The sequence below is a fragment of the Nocardioides convexus genome, assembly GCF_011090295.1.
Window position 1 is genome coordinate 4,279,680 of sequence record NZ_JAAMYA010000001.1, and the last position, 19,377, is coordinate 4,299,056.

The window sequence follows — 19,377 nt, forward strand, 5'->3', positions numbered from 1 at the left end:
CGGCGCGGTGGGCGCGGAGAGCGGGTGGCGGCCATCGCCCGCGACCCGAACCGCTTCCTGTCGGCGGTGCAGATCGGCGTGACCGTGGCGGGCTTCCTCTCGGCGGCGTACGGCGGATCGACCCTGGCGCCCGACGTGGCGCCGTACCTCGTGGACCTCGGCCTGGGCGCGGAGGCGGCGGACACCGCGGCGCTGATCGTGATGACCCTGCTCATCGCCTATCTCTCGCTCGTGCTCGGCGAGCTGGTGCCCAAGCGGCTCGCGCTCCAGCGGACTGCGGGCGTGGCGATGACGACCGGTCCGGTGCTGGACCGGTTCGCGACGCTCATGCGGCCGGTGATCTGGTTGCTCTCGAGGTCCACCGACGCGGTCGTCCGGCTGCTGGGCGGGGACCCGAACGCGACCTCGGAGGAGGTCTCGACCGAGGAGCCTGCGGGACATCGTCACCAGCCACGAGGGGCTGGCCGACGAGGAGCGGCGGATCCTGGGCGACGTGTTCTCCGCGACCCGGAGCAACCTCAAGGAGGTCATGCGCCCGCGTGCCGACGTGACCTTCGTGCGCGGCGACCTGCCGCTGGCCGAGGCGGCGGCGTGGGTCGCGGAGCAGCCGTACTCCCGCTACCCGGTCATCGGCGACGACTTCGACGACGTGATCGGCTTCGTGCACGTGCGTGACCTGCTGGTGCCCGGTGCGACGGACCGCACCGTGGCCGACGTACGACGCGAGGTGCCGCACCTGCCCGGGACGAACCACCTGCTGCCGACGATCGTGCGGATGCGCGAGGAGGGCGTCCACCGGCCGTGGTCGTCGACGAGTTCGGCGGCACGGACGGCATCGTGACCCTGGAGGACCTGGTCGAGGAGATCGTCGGCGACATCCGCGACGAGCACGACGTCGAGCCGGGCGCCGTCCAGGCCGGGTCCGGGCTGAGCGGCGCCGTCGTCCTCAACGCCGGCCTGACGATCGAGGACTTCGCCGAGGAGACCGGCATCGTGCTGCCCGACGGCGACTACGAGACTGTCGCGGGCTACGTGCTCGCCCGGCTCGGCCGGGTCGCGGAGGTCGGCGACGAGGTCGCCCTCGACGGCGCCGTGCTGCGCGTGGTGGTGGTCGAGGGCCGGCGGCTGACGGAGGTCGAGGCGGTCCCGCCCCCTTCCGGGGCATGAGAGGCGTTCGGGCAAGATGGTGCCCGTGCTGACCGTCCGCCGAGCCCCGCGCGCCAGCGTGGCGCTGCCGGCGACCCTCGGCAGCATCGAGAGCGTCACGGCCCTCGTGCTGGCCCACGTGGCGGCCGGGGGAGACGTGCCCCAGCCGCTGTGGCTGGCGGCCTTCGCCGCCCTCGCGTACGCCGCCGGGCGGCCGGTGCTGCGCCGCCGGGCCGGGATCCGGGTGGTCCTGCCGCTGCTCGTCGCGGCGCAGGTGCTCGGCCACGCCTGGCTGGTCGCGCTGTCGCCGGGGATGCACTCCGGGCACACCCACGGTGGTGCGGAGCCTGCTCGGGCTGAGCCCGGCGATGCTCGGCGCGCACGCAGTGGCAGGTGTGGTCACCGGCGTGATGTGGGCGCTGCGCCGGCGTGCGGCGCAGGTGCTGCTCGCCTGGTCGGACCTCGCGCTCGCGCCGCTGCCGCGGCGCACCCCGACGCGCGGGCACGCGCGTCGCGTCGTACCGCACGGCCGGCCGCGGATCACGCTCGCGCCCGTGCGCGGGCCGCCGGTGGCCCTGCCGGCGACCGCCTGAGCCTCCCTGCCGGAGCGCCGGGTGGGTCGCTGCTGCCCGCCCCCACTCCACCAGCAGAGAAGAGAGCCTCCATGCAGATCCGTCGTACCACCCTGCCCACCCCCGTCCGCGTCGCCGGTGCCGGCATCGCCGCGCTCGGCATCGTCGCGGTCACCGCGGGCGTCGCGAGCGCGCACGTCGACGTCGAGCCCAGCACCACCGGTGCCGGCTCGTACGCCGTGCTGACCTTCAGCGTGCCGCACGGCTGCGAGGGCTCGCCGACGACCAAGATCGCCATCCAGATGCCCGAGGAGATCCCGCAGGTCACCCCGACGGTGAACCCGAACTGGACGGTCGCGAAGGTCACCCAGAAGCTCGCCACCCCGTTGAAGGACGCGCACGGCAACGAGATCACCGACCGGGTCGCCCAGGTGGTCTACACGGCCAGGACCCCGCTCCAGGACGGCTACCGCGACACCCTCGCGCTCTCCGTGCAGGTGCCGGAGAAGGAGGGCGAGACGCTCACCTTCCCGGTGATCCAGACCTGCGCGAAGGGCCAGACCGCCTGGAACGAGACGCCCGCCGACGGCCAGGACGAGGAGGAGCCTGGAGCACCCGGCGCCGTCGTTCACCGTCACGGCCGCCGAGGCCGGGGGCCACCACGGCGCCGCGGCCGAGGAGGACGGCGAGGCCGCCACGGACAAGACCGAGGCGAAGTCCGACGACGACTCCGACGGCAGCAAGGGCCTCGCCATCGGCGGCCTCGTCGCCGGTGTCGGCGGCCTGGCCCTGGGCGGTCTCGCCCTGGCCCGCTCCGGCAAGAAGGCCTGAGGGCCCTCGATGACGAGGCGTGTGCCGGCGCTGCTCGCCGCCCTCCTGGTCGCCGTGGCGGCCGTGGTCGGGCTGGCGTCCCCGGCGTCGGCACACGCCACGCTCGTCTCCACCGACCCGGCCGAGGGCGCGGTCGTGCCGAGCGCGCCGGGCCAGGTCACCTTCACCTTCGACGAGCCGGTCCAGCCTGGTGCCGAAGGGCCTGCTCGCCTTCGACGCCTCCGGTGACCAGGTCGACATCGACGCCTCCGCCAGTGGCACGCAGGTCCGGGGCAAGTCGCCCGGCGACCTCGACAACGGCACCTACGTCATCACCTGGCGGGTGGTCTCCGCCGACGGCCACCCGATCGCCGGCTCGCTCACCTTCCACATCGGCGCCCCGAGCCCGAAGGTCGAGCCACCCAAGCTCGAGCCGGCCGACGCGGGCGCCGTACCGACCATCCAGGCGATCGTCCACGGCGTCGACTACGCCGCCCTGCTGCTCGCCGGCGGGCTCGCGATCTTCCTCGCCTGGACCAGCCGCGGCGTCCGCCTCCCCGATCCGGTACGACGCCGCGTGGTCCGCGTGCTGCGGGCCTCCGCGCTCGTGGCGGTGCTCGCAGCCGCTCTCGCCGTCCCGCTCGCCGGGGCCTACCAGGCTCGGCACCGGCGCCTCCGGGATCCTCGACCTCGACGCGCTCGACCCGTCGCTGGTGGGCCAGGACCTGCAGGTACTCGCCCTGCAGGCCGCCGGGCTCGCCGTCGCGGCCTGGGCCGCCGGCTTGCAGCTCTCCTCGCTCGTCGTCGACCTGGTCACCGCGCTCGCGGTCTGGTCGCCCGCGCTGGTGGGCCACACCCGCGCCTACGAGCCGAGCGCGCTGCTCGTCGTCACCGACGCGGTGCACCTCTCCGCCGGCGCGGTCTGGCTCGGCGGCCTGGTCGGTCTGGTGCTCACCCTGCCCGCGGTGGCCGGGCGCCCGCGCGACGGCGCCCTGCTGCTGACCCGCTTCTCCACCCTGGCCGGTGGCCTGCTCGCGGCGCTCGCCCTGACCGGTGTGCTGATGGGCTGGCGGATCGTCGGCTCGTGGTCACGCCTGTTCGGCGAGACCTACGGACGGCTGCTGCTCGTCAAGGTGGCGCTGGTGCTCGTCGTGGTCGCCATCGCCGCCTGGAACCGCTTCCGGCTGGTGCCCCGGGTGACCGAGGGGGTCGGCCACGACGACCGCCGCCGGGGGACCGGCCTGGTGCGTCGTACCGTCGTGGCGGAGGCGGCCCTGCTCGTGGCCGTCCTCGGCGTCACCGGCTTCCTCACCCAGAAGCCGCCCGGCGGCGAGGCCCCTGCGACGCCTGCCACCGCCGACACCGGGGTCGCGACCGGCCTGGCCGGCGACGACCTCAAGGTGCTCGCCGTCCTCGATCCCGGCCCGGGCCTGCAGCGGCGGCTGATCGTCCAGGTGCAGAACCTCGCAGGTGACCCCCTCGACCTGTACGACGCCCCCGCCGTCGCGCTGCGCAACGACGACGTCGACCTCGGCGAGATCCCCGTGGTGCCGGACGGCGCGGGAACCTACGTCGCGGACGTGGTGTTCCCGACCGCCGGCCGGTGGAAGGCGCAGGTGAGCGTCCGGGTGGACGCGTTCACCAGCCCGGTGACGACGGTGGACCTCGACGTCAGCCCTTGAGGCCGATGTCGGCGGGGGTGACCGTCTCGCTGTCCTTCGGCACGGTGACCGAGACCTTGGTGCCGTAGTCGAAGTACTTCTGCTCCGTGGTGGACGTGGCGCCCGCGATCGTGAAGGTCGTGGTGGTCTTGACCGGGCGGTTCTGCTCGTCGACCCAGATCTCGACAGGCGACTCGGCGGGCAGCGTCTTGGCGACCTCGGCCGGCAGGCTTGAGGTTCTCGGCGTAGGCTCTTCGTGCTCATCACGGCCTTGTAGTGGTCGGCCTTCACGCCGTCGACGTCCTCGGTGCCGACCAGGTCGAGTCTGCTTCGGGTCGCCCAGGGCGCGCAGCGCCGCGCTCGGGTCGGTCGCGCCGACCAGGCCGGCGAAAGGGCTGTTGGCGTTGGCAGGGTCCTTGGGGTCGAACTTCAGCCACTTGCCGGCCGGGACGCCGAGGCCGGAGCCCTTGAGGTAGAGCACGCCACCGGCGAGCACGCCCTCCAGCCTGCTGGGCGCTGCCGGCGCCGCTCTGGATGTGCCCGAGGACCTGGTCACCCTGGTAGGCTGATCTCGGCGTTCATGACGGTCGAGCCTGCCGGCGGCGGTGGTCGTGGCCTTGGCGCGGTAAGTCGCCCGCGTCCTGCTGGGCGGCGGAGATCTTCTCGTAGAAGTCGGCCTTGTCGAGGCCGGAGCCGTCGCTCGTCGTACCGGAGGAGGCGGAGGGGGAGGCATCGGTGGACGCGGACGTGGTGGTCTCGGACGCGGCCTTGGTCGGCTCGTCGTCCCCCTTGTCGTCGCCGTTGCAGCCGGCCAGCAGCAGCGAGGCGGCCAGCAGGGCGGCGAGGGAGGCGCGGGTCGAGGTGCGGTTCATGGGTCTCCTCATTCGGCGGGCGTGACGTCGGTCGTCACGGCGAGCCTGGTGGAGCATTCCGTCGACCCGGACCTGGACAAACATGCGGTACTGCCCGGCCCGGGTGAATGCGGTGTGGAAGGTGAGCACGGTGGCGTCGTCCTCGATCTCGGGCGCTCCGAGCGGGTGCACGTGCACGAAGCCGCGGGTGCCGACGGCGAAGCCGGTGAGGTGGGCGGTGGCGCCCAGGTAGGCTGCCGAGTCTGCAGCGGCCTCCCGTCGGGCGTGCTGACGGCGATCCGCAGCCGGCCGTTCGGGCCGATCGTGCCCTGGTCGAGCAGCCGCACCCGGACCACGCCGTCGTCGGCGCTCTCGGCCGCGTCGGCGATCGTGGAGGGCGTCTGCGTGCCCGCGACGGGGAGCACCGCGCCCAGCACCACCGGCCGGTCGCTCGTCTTCGGGATGAACTCCGCCACCACCCGCCAGCGGCCGCCGCTGCCGAGGTCGACCCGGCCGCGCCAGGTGCCGTCGGCGCCGAGCTCGGGGTGCACGTGGCGGAACTGGGCGAGGTCGTCGCGCACGACGTAGAGGTGCAGGAGGCTTGGTCTGCTCGGGGAGGTAGTCCCGCAGCGGCTTCCCGGTCCGGTCGGTGATCCGGAAGGACACCTCGCCGGGCCCGTCGGCGGCCGGGAGCCGGACCGCGCCCATCGTCCATCCCGCGACGGAGGGCTGCGTGCCGTCGCCGGCGGGGGTGCGCGTGGCCTGGGTGCCGTCGGCGGCCGGCGTGAGGACGATCCGGTCGTCGTCCTTCGGCTTCTCCGCCGAGCAGGCCGCGAGCGCCAGCGCCAGGGCTCCGGCGACCAGCGCGGCCGTCGTACGACGCCGCAGGCTCACGGCGCGACCGTCAGCAGCAGGAAGGCCGCGAGCAGGATGAGGTGCACGATGCCGTTGAGCGGCTTCGCCCGTCCCGGTACGACGGTCAGCACGCTCACCACGGCGGAGAGCGCCAGCAGCACGAGTCTGCAGTGGCTCCAGCCCCAGCGCGAGGTCACCCTCGAGCCAGATCGAGGCGATCGCGATCGCCGGGATCGTGAGGCCGATCGAGGCCATCGCCGAGCCGTAGGCCAGGTTGAGGCTGATCTGCACGTTGTCGAGCAGGGCCGCGCGGACCGCGGCGATGGTCTCGGGCAGCAGGACGAGCATGGCGATGACGACACCGACCACGGCGTGCGGGGCGCCGGCCCAGGCGACGACGTCCTCGATGGAGTACGACTCCACCTTCGCCAGGCCCACCACCGTGAGCAGGGAGAGCACGAGCAGGCCGAGGCTGATCCAGGTCTCGCGCACCGTCGGCGGGTCGGCGTGGGTGTCGCCGTCGGCGTCGCTCTCGGAGGTCCAGCCACCGGGCACCGAGGTCGTGCCGGGGAGGAAGAAGTCGCGGTGGCGCACGGTCTGGGTGAAGACGAAGGAGCCGTAGAGCGCGAGCGAGGCGAGCGCGGCGAAGGTCAGCTGGCTGCCGCTGAGCACCGGGCCGGCCTCGCTGGTGGTGAAGGTCGGCACGACCAGGGTCAGGCCCGCCAGGGTGATCACGGTGGCGAGCGCGGAGCCGGTGCCCTCGGGGTTGAAGTTCGCCAGGTGGTGGCGCAACGCGCCCACGGCGAGGGCGATCCCGGCGATGCCGTTGACGGTGATCATCACTGCTGCGAACACCGTGTCCCGCGCCAGGGTGGCGGTCTCGCCGCTGCCGGAGACCATCAGCATCACGATCAGGCCGACCTCGATCACCGTCACGGCGACGGCGAGCAGCAGCGAGCCGAAGGGCTCGCCGACCTTGTGGGCGACGACCTCGGCGTGGTGGACGCCCGCCAGCACGGCCCCGATCAGGGCCACGCCGATCAGGCTCGCGGCGAGCGGTCCGGGGTGCGATCCCCAGGCGATCGCGAGCACGACAGCGGCGATCGGCGGCGTGAACACCGTCCACCCCAGTCGTCCCGAGGTGGAGGCACTCATGAGGCTGATCCTACGGGGGAGCGGTTGCGAGGATGCCGCCCGGACCCGGCACCGCTCGTAGAATCGGGGTCATGTCCGTCGAGTCCGTCTTCCCCCGGCTGGAGCCGCACCTGCTGTCGGTCTCCAAGCCGATCCAGTACGTCGGCGGCGAAACTCAACATGGTCGCCAAGGACTGGGACGCCGCCCCCGACGGACCGACGGTCCGCTGGGCCCTGATGTACCCCGACGCCTACGAGGTCGGCCTGCCCAACCAGGGCGTCCAGATCCTCTACGAGGTGCTCAACGAGCGCGACTGGATCGTCGCCGAGCGCACCTACGCCGTGTGGCCCGACATGGAGAAAGCTGCTGCGCGAGCAGGACATCCCGCAGTTCACCGTCGACAGCCACCGCCCCGTCGGCGCCTTCGACCTGTTCGGTGTGAGCTTCTCCACCGAGCCCGGCTACACCAACCTGCTCACCGCGCTCGACCTCGCGGGCGTCCCGCTGCACGCCGTCGACCGCGACGAGAGCCACCCCGTCGTGATCGCCGGCGGTCACGCCGCCTTCAACCCCGAGCCGATCGCGGACTTCGTCGACGCGGCGGTCCTCGGCGACGGCGAGGAGGTCGTGCTCAAGATCTCCGAGTTCGGTCCGGGAGTGGAAGGGCGAGGGACGCCCCGGCGGGCGCCTGGAGTCTGCTGCGGCGGCTCGCCGTGTCCGGTGCGGTCTACGTGCCGCGCTTCTACGACGTGTCCTACGACGAGGCGGGGCGCATCGCCGCCGTCGTACCGAACCACCCGGAGGCGCCGGACCGCGTGCGCAAGCACACGCTGATGGACCTCGACCAGTGGCCCTACCCGCGCAACCCGCTGGTGCCGCTGGCCGAGACCGTCCACGAGCGGTTCTCGGTCGAGATCTTCCGCGGCTGCACGCGCGGCTGCCGGTTCTGCCAGGCCGGGATGATCACCCGCCCGGTGCGCGAGCGCTCGATCGAGACGATCGGCGCGATGGTCGAGAACGGCGTGCGCAAGACCGGCTTCGAGGAGGTCGGGCTGCTCTCGCTGAGCTCGGCCGACCACACCGAGATCGGCGACGTCGCCACCGGTCTCGCCGACCGCTACGAGGGCTCGAACGTCTCGCTCTCGCTGCCCTCGACCCGGGTCGACGCGTTCAACATCACCCTCGCCAACGAGTTCTCCCGCAACGGCCGTCGCTCGGGGCTGACCTTCGCGCCCGAGGGCGGCAGCGAGCGGATGCGCAAGGTGATCAACAAGATGGTCACCGAGGACGACCTGATCCGGACCGTCGCGACGGCGTACTCCCACGGGTGGCGGCAGGTGAAGGCTCTACTTCATGTGCGGCCTGCCCACCGAGACCGACGAGGACGTGCTGCAGATCGCCGAGTCTCGCCAAGCGGGTGATCGCGACCGGCCGTGAGGTCTCCGGGCGCAACGACATCCGCTGCACGGTCTCCATCGGCGGCTTCGTGCCCAAGCCGCACACCCCCTTCCAGTGGGCCGCCCAGGCTCGACAGCGAGACGACCGACGAGCGCCTGCGCAAGCTGCGGGACACGGTGCGCGCCGACAAGAAGTTCGGCCGCGCCATCGGCTTCCGCTACCACGACGGCCAGCCCGGCATCGTCGAGGGCCTGCTCTCCCGCGGTGACCGCCGCGTCGGGCGGGTCATCGAGGAGGTCTGGCGCGACGGCGGCCGCTTCGACGGCTGGAGCGAGCACTTCTCCTACGAGCGCTGGATGAGCGCAGCGGAGCGTGGCCTCGCCGGCACCGGCGTCGACGTCGACTGGTTCACCACCCGCGACCGGGAGTACGACGAGGTCCTGCCCTGGGACCACCTCGACTCCGGTCTCGACAAGGACTGGCTGTGGTCGGACTGGGAGGACGCGCTCGCCGTGGCCTCCGGGGAGTCCGACGTCGAGGTCGAGGACTGCCGCTGGACGCCCTGCTACGACTGCGGCGTGTGCCCGGAGATGGGCACCGAGATCCAGGTCGGCCCGACCGGGCAGAAGCCGCTTCCGCTGTCGGTGGTCTGAGCCGCCCGGCCCGGCCGAGCGCTACCGCGCGACGACGGTCCGGGAGTACGCCGAGGCCGGCGAGGATCCCTTGACGTTGGCGGCGACCACGCGGAACCGGTAGGAGCCCTTGGCCAGCCGGAAGGCGTAGGAACGGGCGCTGGCGGGCAGGGCGCCGGACAGCCTTCGTGCCGACCACCTTGCCGCCCACGATCCGCGCCGCGACCACCCGGTACGACGTGACGGCGGCGCCGCCGCTGCTCACCGGAGCCGCCCACCGCGCGGTCGCGGTGACCGGGCCTCCGGCGGTGCCGGAGGAGGCGGTGCCGATCCTCGGCGCCGAGGGCGGAACGGCGACCAGGACCTTGAGCGTGCGCGCCGGCGCCGTCCCGGGCAGGCTCCGCCTCCATCTCCGGCGCCAGCGTGACCGTGTGGGTGCCGTACGACGAGAACGTCACCGTGGCGCTGCGGGTGGGGCCGGTCTGGGGGAGGAGCCGGCCGTCGACGGTCAGCAGCCAGTGGCTCAGGTAGGCGTTGCCCGGGTTCGCGGCGGGCGTCCACCGGATGGTCGCCTTCAGGCCGCTGGTGGTCACCGAGACAGCAGGGGCCGTGGTCGGCACCCAGGACGCGATGTGCCGGGTCAGGGTGGCGGGTGCGCCGGCGCCGGAGCCGTTCAGCGCGGCGACGGCCACGTGGACGTCGTACCCGCCGGGGACGGTGATCGCGCGCGTGGTGGTTCCGGCGGCGACCTCGACCGGACCGCCCGCGATCCCGCTGATCCGGTAGCCCGTGGGAACCGGGCCGCTCGCCGGGGCCGACCAGGTGAGGGTGCCGCTGCCCTTGCTCGTGGTCAGGTCGATCGAGGCGGGGGCGTCCGGGGCGGCGCCGTTCGAGGCGGCGCAGCCGTCGACCGACAGGGTGTAGGTGCCGACACTGCCGTAGGCGGAGTAGCCGGTGGTGAGCGGGTTGCCGTTGCCGACGCCGCGGACCGTGACGTAGTAGGTCCCCGCTCCGCCTGCCGGCGAGATCCTGGGCGCGTCCATGCCGGTCGCGGTCCGGTGGGCGAAGCCGCCGGGGATCACCTCCGCCGAGGCGGGGTCGGAGAAGGCGAGGAGGCTGTCGTCGGCCCTGCGCACCTCGGCCCGCAGGTCGAGGGCGCTGCCGTCGCCGTTGCCGAGGGCCTCGACGGAGGGAGCGGCCGTGCACGGGCCGACCTTGTAGTAGTCGACGTCGCGGCTGGTGATGACGCCCTCGACGGTGGAGCTCGTCCGGGCTCCCAGGCTGGTCGCGGTGGCGGCGGTGCTGCCGGCGTCGTCGGGCAGCAGCGGGAGGCCGGTGGCGGCCATGGTGGCGAAGTCGTCCTGCTTGTTGGTGGCGTTGGCATAGTCGCCGTTGCTGAACTGGACGATGCCGTGCAGGCCTGAGCCCATGATGGGGTTCCACGCGCCCTGGCCGGAGTAGTACTCCCGCTCCTGCGCGCTGGTGGCGGTGGTGACGCCGTCGTGGTTCAGGCCGAGCGTGTGACCGACCTCGTGGGCGGTGACGGTTGCCGCGAGGAAGGCGTTCGGCTGCCGGCGCACCCAGACCGGCTCGAGGCTGTTCGTGCCCTCCTCGGTCGGGTCGGCGAACGCGCCGAAGACGGCGATCCCGGCGCAGCCCGCGCAGATCGGGCCCGAGTCCGGGTCGTTGCTGAAGAGCACGTGGTCGCCGTAGGTGTCGTCCGCGACACCGCCACGGTCGTACGCCGCCGGGCCGGGGTCCTCGGTGGTGACGTCGACGTCGTACGCCGCGAAGACCTCGGCGACGATCCGCCAGGTCTCCTGGACGTAGGCGTGCTCGTCGCTGTTGAAGGTGGACAGGTCCCCGTCGAGGGTGAAGCCGTCGTACTGACCGTCCGGGATGCCGGACGCGTGGTTCCAGTAGGTGTCGCTGACCTCGGCGCCGTCGAAGTCGAGGAAGATCGTGTGCCTCGAGCCCGGCCGGCTGTGCAGCGTGAAGGTCGCTTCCGGGGGGAGCGAGGGGGCGGCCTGCGTGCCCGCGGCGCGGGCGCTCGTGGACGCGTCCGGGAAGGTGTCGGCGTACACGAGCCGGCCGCCCGACGCCACGTGCGCGGTCTCGTCGGTCGCCAGGACCCGGCGCAGGCTCGCGCGCGCTCAGCCCGGAGCGTGCCGCGATCTGCGGGAGGCTCGTCGCCGAGCCGCTCGATTGCCGCCCTCCCGCGCAGGCCGGGCCCGTCGTCCGACCGCGGTGAGGGTGCTGCGCTCGCCCCGGCCGGCGTGCCGGCGGTGATCGCACCGAGAAGGAGGAAGGGCAGCGATGCAGCGGCGACGAGCCGCACGGGGAGCATCGCACGAGTCTGTCTCGTCAGTCGTCGCCGCGCAGTGCTTTGCCGAAGTCGCCGTCGCCGCGCACGATGCCCAGCGGTCTGGCAGGTTGGCCGGATGAACGATCTCGGGACCGTCTGGCCGCCGGCGCCGATCCGCACCGACCGCCTGCTTCTTCGCTCCGCCCGTGCCGGCGACCGGGCCGCGGTGATCGAGTCTGTTCGCTTCCGAGGAGGTCGGGCGGTACGTCGGCGGGGCGCGGCCCCGCGCGGAGCCTGGAACAGGTCGTGCCGCAGGCGCCTGGCCAGCGTCCGGGCTTCTTCGCCGTCGAGCGCGAGGGCACCACGATCGGGGTGCTGACCCTCGACGCGCGCGCCGCGGATCGCCCGTACGCCGACGCGCTCGACCTCGGTTACCTCTTCCTGCCCGCCCACTGGGGGCAGGGGTACGCCGCCGAGGCGGCCGCCGCGGTGCTCGACTGGCTCGCGCTGGTCCGTCCCGGCGGGCGGGTGCTGGCGACCACGCAGAGCGCCAACGAGCGCTCGATGCGGCTCGCGGCGCGGCTCGGGTTCACCGAGCCTGGAGCGGTACGACGACTTCGGCGCGGAGCAGTGGGTCGGGGTGCGGTGACCCAGGACTCGTTCAGGCGCGGTCGGTGGTCCCGCCGTCGCGGAGCGATCCGGTGAGCTTCTCGCCGTCGGCGCCTACGACGTAGCAGAAGAAGCGGTCGCCCTCGCCCGGGTCGTCCTCCTCGAAGGCGTCGAGCGAGATCCCCGCCTCGTAGCGGTCGTCGTCCAACGCCGACCGGTACGCCGGGTCGAGGCCGTCGAGTCGCGCGCAGAAGTCGGCGACGTCGAGGTCGTCGTAGGCGGTCAGCAGCCGCTCGTCGAACGAGCCGACCGCGACGATCTCCCCGTCGTGCGGCTCGTCGCAGTCGGCCTTCACCTCCTCGTCGATGACGTCGATGTCGAGGCACTGGCCGACCGAGGCCTGGTCCTCCCAGATCGTGCGCTGGTAGGAGATCCCGACCAGGACGGCGAACCCGATGCCGATCAGCGTCAGCACGGTGCCCAGGACCAGCCCGACGACCGCCGCCCACCGACCGCCGCGCTGCCCCTCGCGGGTGCGGACCAGGCCGGCGATGCCGAGCCCGATGCCCACCGGGGCAGCGCAGCAGGTGAACGAGCAGATCAACGCCGCCAGGGACACCCCGTCGGTCGGGGGTGGTGCGGCGCCGTACGGGACGTAGCGGCCGCCGTAGGGGTTCGGCGGGCCGGGCGGACCCTGGGTCACGACGTCAGAGCAGGGACTTGTCGAGCCTTGGTGTCGCTCTCGACGTAGCACAGGAAGGGGTCGTCGGGCTGCGGGTCGTCCTGGTCGCCGTCGTTGAACGCGACGGTCCAGGTCAGGTCGGCCGGGAAGGAGGCGGCCTTGGCGCCCACGAGCCTTGCTGCAGACGGCCTTCTGGGCCTCCTCGTCGGTCGTGACCGACGGGGGTGCCGAGGTGACGTCCCTCCACGTGCCGACGTAGACGACCTCGCCGTCGTGCTCCTCCGAGCAGTCCTTCTCCCGCAGGAAGAGGGTGTCGTCCTCGTCGGTGATGTTGATGCACTGGCCGGCCTCGGCGTTGTCGGGCGTCACGACGCTCTTGACGAAGACGGTCAGGAACACACCGCCGACGACCGCGCCGATCACGGCGAGCGCGCCGATCACGATGCCGGCGATCGCGAAGCCACGGCCCTTGCGCTTGCCGCCCTTGGTGCGGGACAGGCCCACGAAGCCGAGGATCAGGCCGATCAGGCCCGTGCAGCACAGGAGGCTGAGCACGAGGGAGGCGACGGAGACGCCGTCGGTCTTCGGGGGCAGGCTCTCGGGCCCGCCGGTGTAGCCGCCCTGCGGTGCGCCGTAGCCGCCACCGGCGCCGTAGGGGTTGGGCTGCGGGGGCGGCGGAGGGTTCTGGCCGCCGTAGGGATTGTTGCCGTAGGGATCGCTCACGCGGTCACCCTAATGGGCGAGGATGGACACGTGCGTCGGCTATCGGACCTGGTCAGGCGGCAACGGCTCGCCGCCCGCCACGGCCTGGTACGACGCCACGACTCCGTCACCGACGCCACCCGGGCGATGACCGTGCTGCACGCCACGGAGGCGGCGACCGTCCACCTGTCGCTGGCGGCGCGGGTCGCGGACGTGACCGTGGCCGACGTCGACCAGGCCCTGTACGACGAGCGGAGCATCGTCAAGCAAGCTCGCGATGCGCCGTACCCTCTTCGTCTTCCCGCGCGACCTCCTGTCCGCCGCGTGGGGGAGCGCGTCGCGCCGGGTGGCGGCCCAGCAGCGGGCCCAGGCTCGCCAAGCACGTCGCCGCCGCCGGGCTCGCCGAGGGCGGCCCTGCGGTCGAGGCGTGGATCGCGGACGCCCAGCGGGCGGTGCTCGACGTGCTCGCCGACGGGACCGCGCGCACCACTCGCGAGGTCCGCGACCTGGTCCCGGCGCTCGACGGACGGATCAGCGTCGGCGGGGGAGCGGAGCGCAAGTGGGGAGGTGAGGTCCCCATCGGTTCGCGGGTGCTGACCGCCCTGGGAGCCGAGGGGCGGATCGTGCGCGCGGCCAACGCCGGGCACTGGCGGCTCAACAAGCCGGCCTGGACCACGACCGCGCGGTGGCTGGGCGAGGAGCCCGCGCCGCTGCCCGAGGCCGAGGGCTACGCCGTCCTGGTGGCCCGCTGGCTGGCGACCTTCGGCCCGGGCACCGAGGCGGACATCGTGTGGTGGCTCGGCGCCACCAAGACCGTCGTCCGGCGCGCGCTCGCCGACATCGACGCCGAGCAGGTGGCGCTCGACGACGGCGGCACCGGCTGGGTGCTGCCCGGTGACACCGAGGCGCCCGAGGAGGTCGCGCCCTGGGCGGCGCTGCTGCCGACCCTGGACCCGACGGTGATGGGCTGGAAGGAGCGTGGCTTCTACCTGGACGCCACCGACGCGCCGTACCTCTTCGACAGCAACGGCAACGCCGGCAACACCGCCTGGTGGGACGGGCGGATCGTCGGCTGCTGGGTGCAGGACGACGCGGCGCGGGTGCACCTGGTGCTGCGCGAGGACGTCCCGGCCGCGGGCCGGAAGGCCCTCGCGGAGGAGGCGGAGCGGCTGACGGCGTGGCTCGACGGCACCCGGGTGACCAACGTGTACGCCTCGCCGCAGATGCGCGGCGCCCGGCTGCCCTGACCTAGCATCAGGGCCCGTGAGTCGTCAGCAGCCCGAGCAGCAGGCACCCCCGGTCCAGCGGCTGCGGATCCGGTACGCCAAGCGCGGCCGGCTGCGCTTCACCAGCCACCGCGACGTCAGCCGCGCCATCGAGCGCGCGGTCGTCCGGGCCCGGATCCCGATGGCCTACTCCTCGGGCTTCCACCCGCATCCCCGGATCTCCTACGCCGGCGCGTCGCCGACCGGGGCCGCCAGCGAGTCGGAGTACGTCGAGCCTGGGTCTCGCCGAGGTCCGCGACCCCGCCGCCGTGGCCGCCGAGCTCGACGCGGTGCTGCCGGAGGGCCTGGACGTCGTCGCCACCGTCGACGCCGCGGAGTCCCTCCCCGGATCCCTCTCGGACCTCCTCACCGCCAGCCACTGGCTGATCGCCCTCGGCGACACGCCGCGGGAGGAGGTCGAGGCGGGGGTCGCGGCCTTCCTCGCGACCGACTCGGTCGTGGTGGAGCGGATGACCAAGAAGGGGCTGCGCTCCTTCGACTGCCGGGCGGCGGTCGTGCGGCTGGAGGTCACCGGCGACGGTGCCCTGGACCTGCTGCTCGAGCACGCGGTTCCGGCGGTGCGGCCCGACGACGTGCTCACCGGTCTGCGCGAGGCCGGCGGGCTCGCCGTACCGGCGACGGTGCTGCTGACCCGGGTCGCCCAGGGTGTCCTGGACCGCGCGGCGGGGACCCTCGGCGACCCGCTGGCGACGCGCTGATACCCACCCGGTGAGCCGGGTGTGCGATACTCGCCACAGATCAACCCGGCGCGTCCCACCGGACTGCGCCCGACGATCTGACGACGTTCTCGCCGCCCGGCAGGAGACTGACCGGACGGCACGGTGGAGGTCGGACACCCGCTAGACGCGACGCACACGGCGACCGCGGCAGGCGAGGGCCCGGGCTCCAGTGACGCTCCGCGGAGGGTGTCGTCCCACGAAGGCTTACGGCACCGCGTGTGCCGATGACACCCCGGTCGCCTCGCGGCCGGGTGGAGGAGAAGCGCATGACTGACGCGCCCATCGAGACCCCGTCCGAGACTCCCGAGGCCGCCGTGGCTCCGGAGACGCCACCGGAGCCCCCCGCGAAGCCGGCCAAGAAGGCCGCTGCGAAGAAGGCGCCCGCCAAGAAGGCCGCGGCGAAGAAGACGGCGGCGAAGAAGACCGCCGCGAAGAAGGCCGCCGCCGCGCCCGAGGGCGAGGAGGCTCCGGCGAAGCCGGCCAAGAAGGCCGCCGCCAAGAAGACCGCGGCGAAGAAGACCACCGCCAAGAAGACGGCGGCGAAGAAGACCACCGCCAAGAAGGCCGCCGCCTCCGAGCAGGCTGACGCTCGAGGAGCCGCCCGCCGAGGAGAGCACCTCCTCGGCCGCCGTGCTCTTCCAGGCGCCCGCGCCCACCCCGGCCGAGGCCGTCGAGCCCGCCGAGCCGGTCGAGGAAGAGGCGGTCGAGGAGGAGGCTCCCGCCGCGGAGCAGTCCCCGGCCGAGGAGCCGGAGAAGCCCGCCGAGGACGTCGAGCAGTCCGACGACGAGGACGACGACGAGGAGTCCGACGGCACCAACGGCCCGGCCCGTCGCCGTCGCCGCCGGGGCGGCCGTCGTCGTCGCAAGCCCTCGGGCGCCGGCCAGGGCAACGAGGAGTCCGGTGAGGACGCCGAGCAGCCCGCCGAGGGCGAGGCCGCCGAGGCCGCTGCCACCGAGGCGGAGTCGGACGACGCCGAGGGCGAGTCGGGTGAGTCCGGAGGCCAGGGCGGGGGCAGCAGGCTCCTCGCGCCGCCGTCGCCGCCGTCGCCGTGCCGGCGAGGGCTCCGACGACGGTGGCGACGACCCGGAGAACACCGTCACCCGGGTCCGCAAGCCGCGCTCGTCCGAGGACGAGATCACCTCGATCTCCGGTTCCACCCGCCTGGAGGCCAAGAAGCAGCGCCGCCGCGAGGGCCGCGAGGCCGGCCGCCGCCGCGCGCCGATCGTGAGCGAGGCCGAGTTCCTGGCCCGCCGCGAGTCGGTCGAGCGGGTCATGGTCGTGCGCCAGCGCAAGGACCTCACCCAGATCGCCGTCCTCGAGGACAAGGTGCTGGTCGAGCACTACGTCGCCCGCGAGTCGCAGACCTCGCTCATCGGCAACGTCTACCTCGGCCGCGTGCAGAACGTGCTGCCGTCGATGGAGGCCGCCTTCATCGACATCGGCAAGGGCCGCAACGCCGTGCTGTACGCCGGCGAGGTCAACTGGTCCGCGCTGGGCCACAAGGACGGGCAGCCCCGCAAGATCGAGTCGGTGCTCCAGTCGGGCCAGACCGTCCTGGTCCAGGTCAGCAAGGACCCGATCGGCCACAAGGGCGCCCGCCTCACCAGCCAGGTCAGCCTGGCCGGCCGCTTCCTCGTCTACGTGCCCGACGGCACCACCTCCGGCATCTCCCGCAAAGCCTGCCCGACACCGAGCGGGCCCGCCTCAAGGCGCTGCTCAAGGAGGCCGTGCCCGCCTCGGCCGGCGTCATCGTCCGCACCGCGGCCGAGGGCGCCTCGGAGGACGAGCTCACCCGCGACATCGAGCGGCTCAAGGCCAAGTGGGAGGCGATCGAGGCCAAGGTCGCCAAGGGCAACGCCCCGCAGCCTGCTGCACGGCGAGCCCGACCTGACCCTCAAGGTCGTCCGTGACCTGTTCACCGAGGACTTCGCCAAGGCTCGTCGTCCAGGGCGACGAGGCCTGGTCCTCGGTCAAGGAGTACGTCGACCAGATCGCTCCCGACCTCGCCGACCGGCTCGAGCACCACGAGCCCTCCGACGGTGACCTGTTCGCGACGTACCGGATCGACGAGCAGATCGCCAAGGGCCTCGACCGCAAGGTCTGGCTGCCCTCGGGCGGCTCGCTGGTCATCGACCGCACCGAGGCGATGACCGTCGTCGACGTCAACACCGGCAAGTTCACCGGCTCCGGGGGCAACCTGGAGGAGACGGTCACCAAGAACAACCTCGAGGCGGCCGAGGAGATCGTGCGCCAGGCTCCGGCTGCGCGACATCGGCGGCATCATCGTCGTCGACTTCATCGACATGGTCCTGGAGGCCAACCGCGACCTGGTGCTGCGTCGCCTCGTCGAGTGCCTGGGCCGCGACCGCACCCGCCACCAGGTCGCCGAGGTGACCTCGCTGGGCCTGGTGCAGATGACCCGCAAGCGGATCGGCACCGGCCTGCTGGAGGCGTTCAGCGAGAACTGCTCGCACTGCCAGGGTCGCGGCATCGTGGTCCACGACCTGCCCGTCGAGCCCAAGCGCGGCGGCGGCAACGGCGGCGAGCAGAACGGCGGCGACGAGCCCCGCCGCGGCAACCGCCGCCGCAAGGGCCGGAGCCAGGGTGGCGAGCAGGCCGAGGCCGCGCCGAAGCCGGTGCCCTCGCCGAAGGACGTCGCCGCGATGGCCAAGCACCACGAGGACGAGCCCGTCGAGGAGACCCCGGTCGAGGAGCCGACGAGCGAGCAGGCCCCGGTCGAGGACCCGAAGGCCGAGCAGACCCCCGTCGAGGACCCGAAGGCCGAGCAGACCCCCGTCGAGGCGCCCAAGGCGCCGGAGCCGAAGGCCGAGGAGCCCGAGGCCGAGGAGGCCCCGGCGGAGCCGGTCGCCAAGACCACCGTGGTCACCCGGACCCGGCGCCGGGCGAGCACCGGCCCGGTCACTCCCGTGTCCGCGCCTGCTCCGGACCCCGCGCCCGTCCCGGAGCCCGCCCCCGAGCCGGAGCAGACGGCCGCGGAGCCCACCCCGGAGCCGGTCGTCACCGCCCCCGTGGTGAAGCAGACCCGGCGCCGCTCGAGCACCCGGACCACCCCGCCCGCGACCGAGGAGGCCTCCGACGAGGCGGCCACCACGGAGGCTCCCACCGAGGAGAGCGCGGACGGCGAGACCGAGCCGCACGTCGAGCACGTGCCGGTGAAGAAGAAGGGTGGCGCCCGCAAGCGCTAGCCGGACGGGCACCGGAGCCTGCGTTTTGGCGGATTCCGGTGCCACCCGTAGTATTGACGGTCGGTGCGCTGCGGAGGCGCGCCGTTCTGCTGGCACCCGGCAAACCGGCCGGACCCCCGACCGAACAAGCTGTGTGTGCCGCAGCCGAGACTTTCGGACAGACGTTGACGAGTAAGGAGCCCGCGGTGGTGTACGCGATCGTGCGCGCAGGCGCGAAGCAGGAGAAGGTCGCTGTCGGCGACGTCATCGAGATCGACAAGGTCTCCACGCCGGTCGGTGACACCCTGACCCTGCCGGTCGTGCTGGCCGTCGACGGCGAGTCCGTCACCGCCACCGGCCTGGACAAGGCGACGGTGACGGTCGAGGTCCTCGGCGCCACCAAGGGCCCGAAGATCGTCATCCAGAAGTACAAGAACAAGACCGGCTACAAGAAGCGCCAGGGTCACCGCCAGAAGTACACCCAGGTCAAGGTCACCGACATCTCGCTCTGAGCCCCGGCTCAGCACTCTCCGAAGGACTGAAACATGGCACACAAGAAGGGCGCGGCGTCCACCAAGAACGGCCGCGACTCCAACGCCCAGCGCCTCGGCGTGAAGCGCTTCGGCGGCCAGCCTGGTCAACGCCGGCGAGATCATCGTCCGCCAGCGTGGCACCCACTTCCACCCGGGCTCGGGCGTCGGTCGCGGTGGCGACGACACCCTGTTCGCGCTCGTCGCGGGCAACGTCGAGTTCGGCAAGAAGCGCGGCCGCAAGGTCGTCAACATCGTCCCGGGCGAGTGAGCTGACGCTCACCCGACCTGACATCGA

15 protein-coding genes and 4 pseudogenes are annotated in these 19,377 nt (G+C 73.1%); 15 read left to right on the plus strand and 4 right to left on the minus strand.

Features of this window, described 5'->3' with window-relative positions; genetic code table 11:
* Window positions 1-24 precede the first annotated feature (24 nt).
* The 4 genes from G5V59_RS31750 to G5V59_RS31765 are packed head-to-tail and all read left to right on the plus strand — an operon-like array spanning window position 25 to window position 4,210.
* Window positions 25-675, plus strand: a complete 651-nt coding sequence (locus G5V59_RS31750; RefSeq protein WP_278259115.1) for a CNNM domain-containing protein — start codon at window positions 25-27, stop codon at window positions 673-675.
* Window positions 557-841, plus strand: a complete 285-nt coding sequence (locus G5V59_RS31755; protein WP_278259116.1) for a CBS domain-containing protein — start codon at window positions 557-559, stop codon at window positions 839-841. The genes G5V59_RS31750 and G5V59_RS31755 overlap by 119 nt, the downstream gene beginning before the upstream one ends.
* Window positions 802-1,167, plus strand: coding sequence for a transporter associated domain-containing protein (locus G5V59_RS31760; protein ID WP_278259117.1), 366 nt, complete (start codon window positions 802-804; stop codon window positions 1,165-1,167). Before G5V59_RS31755 ends, G5V59_RS31760 begins: the two co-directional genes overlap by 40 nt.
* A 25-nt stretch (window positions 1,168-1,192) precedes the next feature.
* Window positions 1,193-4,210, plus strand: coding sequence for a DUF1775 domain-containing protein (locus tag G5V59_RS31765; protein WP_278259118.1), 3,018 nt, complete (start codon window positions 1,193-1,195; stop codon window positions 4,208-4,210).
* Here the strand turns inward: G5V59_RS31765 and G5V59_RS31770 are convergent.
* Together G5V59_RS31770 and G5V59_RS31775 are read right to left on the minus strand one after the other, a co-directional pair.
* Entirely contained in the window at window positions 4,200-4,745 is a 546-nt protein-coding gene (locus G5V59_RS31770) for a hypothetical protein (RefSeq protein WP_278259119.1), read from the minus strand. The genes G5V59_RS31765 and G5V59_RS31770 overlap by 11 nt on opposite strands.
* A 22-nt stretch (window positions 4,746-4,767) precedes the next feature.
* Window positions 4,768-7,050, minus strand: coding sequence for a calcium:proton antiporter (locus tag G5V59_RS31775; RefSeq protein ID WP_278259120.1), 2,283 nt, complete (start codon window positions 7,048-7,050; stop codon window positions 4,768-4,770).
* Window positions 7,051-7,121: 71 nt separating this feature from the next.
* Between G5V59_RS31775 and G5V59_RS31780 the strand changes: the two are divergent.
* A pseudogene (locus tag G5V59_RS31780) lies at window positions 7,122-9,081 on the plus strand (TIGR03960 family B12-binding radical SAM protein).
* On the opposite strand, the gene G5V59_RS31785 reads toward G5V59_RS31780, so the two are convergent.
* Complete coding sequence (locus tag G5V59_RS31785; RefSeq protein ID WP_278259121.1) at window positions 8,994-11,165, minus strand: zinc-dependent metalloprotease family protein; 2,172 nt, start codon at window positions 11,163-11,165, stop codon at window positions 8,994-8,996. The pseudogene G5V59_RS31780 and the gene G5V59_RS31785 overlap by 88 nt on opposite strands.
* A gap of 506 nt (window positions 11,166-11,671) precedes the next feature.
* On the opposite strand from G5V59_RS31785, the gene G5V59_RS31790 reads away from it, so the two are divergent.
* Window positions 11,672-12,070 carry a GNAT family N-acetyltransferase gene (locus G5V59_RS31790; protein ID WP_278259122.1) on the plus strand — a complete coding sequence of 133 codons (399 nt, stop codon included), beginning with the start codon at window positions 11,672-11,674 and terminating at the stop codon, window positions 12,068-12,070.
* Here the strand turns inward: G5V59_RS31790 and G5V59_RS31795 are convergent.
* Window positions 12,027-13,379, minus strand: a complete 1,353-nt coding sequence (locus G5V59_RS31795) for a DUF4190 domain-containing protein (protein ID WP_278259123.1) — start codon at window positions 13,377-13,379, stop codon at window positions 12,027-12,029. The two genes, G5V59_RS31790 and G5V59_RS31795, sit on opposite strands and share 44 nt — an antisense overlap.
* On the opposite strand from G5V59_RS31795, the gene G5V59_RS31800 reads away from it, so the two are divergent.
* The 9 genes and pseudogenes from G5V59_RS31800 (at window position 13,283) to rpmA (ending at window position 19,350) form a co-directional block, all read left to right on the plus strand.
* Window positions 13,283-14,605 (plus strand): winged helix DNA-binding domain-containing protein, encoded by a 1,323-nt coding sequence (locus G5V59_RS31800; RefSeq protein WP_278259124.1) that lies wholly within the window; start codon window positions 13,283-13,285, stop codon window positions 14,603-14,605. The two genes, G5V59_RS31795 and G5V59_RS31800, sit on opposite strands and share 97 nt — an antisense overlap.
* A 16-nt stretch (window positions 14,606-14,621) precedes the next feature.
* Window positions 14,622-14,798 (plus strand): annotated as a pseudogene (locus G5V59_RS38145) (DUF2344 domain-containing protein); the annotation flags it as partial.
* A 115-nt stretch (window positions 14,799-14,913) separates the two neighbouring features.
* The gene (locus G5V59_RS38150; protein ID WP_341351347.1) at window positions 14,914-15,342 is read left to right on the plus strand and encodes a DUF2344 domain-containing protein; all 429 of its coding nucleotides are present in this window, start codon (window positions 14,914-14,916) and stop codon (window positions 15,340-15,342) included.
* Window positions 15,343-15,629: 287 nt separating this feature from the next.
* Window positions 15,630-16,268, plus strand: a complete 639-nt coding sequence (locus G5V59_RS31810) for a hypothetical protein (RefSeq protein WP_278259125.1) — start codon at window positions 15,630-15,632, stop codon at window positions 16,266-16,268.
* A gap of 823 nt (window positions 16,269-17,091) precedes the next feature.
* Window positions 17,092-17,274 (plus strand): ribonuclease E/G, encoded by a 183-nt coding sequence (locus G5V59_RS31815; protein WP_278260187.1) that lies wholly within the window; start codon window positions 17,092-17,094, stop codon window positions 17,272-17,274.
* Window positions 17,271-17,552, plus strand: a pseudogene (locus G5V59_RS31820) (ribonuclease E/G); the annotation flags it as partial. The gene G5V59_RS31815 and the pseudogene G5V59_RS31820, both read left to right, overlap by 4 nt.
* A 115-nt stretch (window positions 17,553-17,667) precedes the next feature.
* Window positions 17,668-18,570 (plus strand): ribonuclease E/G, encoded by a 903-nt coding sequence (locus G5V59_RS31825; protein ID WP_278260188.1) that lies wholly within the window; start codon window positions 17,668-17,670, stop codon window positions 18,568-18,570.
* 188 nt (window positions 18,571-18,758) lie between these two features.
* Entirely contained in the window at window positions 18,759-19,061 is a 303-nt protein-coding gene (rplU, locus tag G5V59_RS31830) for a 50S ribosomal protein L21 (protein ID WP_278260189.1), read from the plus strand.
* Window positions 19,062-19,094: 33 nt separating this feature from the next.
* Window positions 19,095-19,350, plus strand: a pseudogene (rpmA, locus tag G5V59_RS31835) (50S ribosomal protein L27).
* Window positions 19,351-19,377: the final 27 nt, after the last annotated feature.

Bases quoted from the DNA above. Each gene is read 5' to 3' on its own strand.
- G5V59_RS31810 (WP_278259125.1), top strand. From the start codon at position 15,630: ATGACTGACGCGCCCATCGAGACCCCGTCCGAGACTCCCGAGGCCGCC.
- G5V59_RS31775 (WP_278259120.1), bottom strand. From the start codon at position 7,050: ATGAGTGCCTCCACCTCGGGACGACTGGGGTGGACGGTGTTCACGCCG.
- G5V59_RS31825 (WP_278260188.1), top strand. From the start codon at position 17,668: ATGGTCCTGGAGGCCAACCGCGACCTGGTGCTGCGTCGCCTCGTCGAG.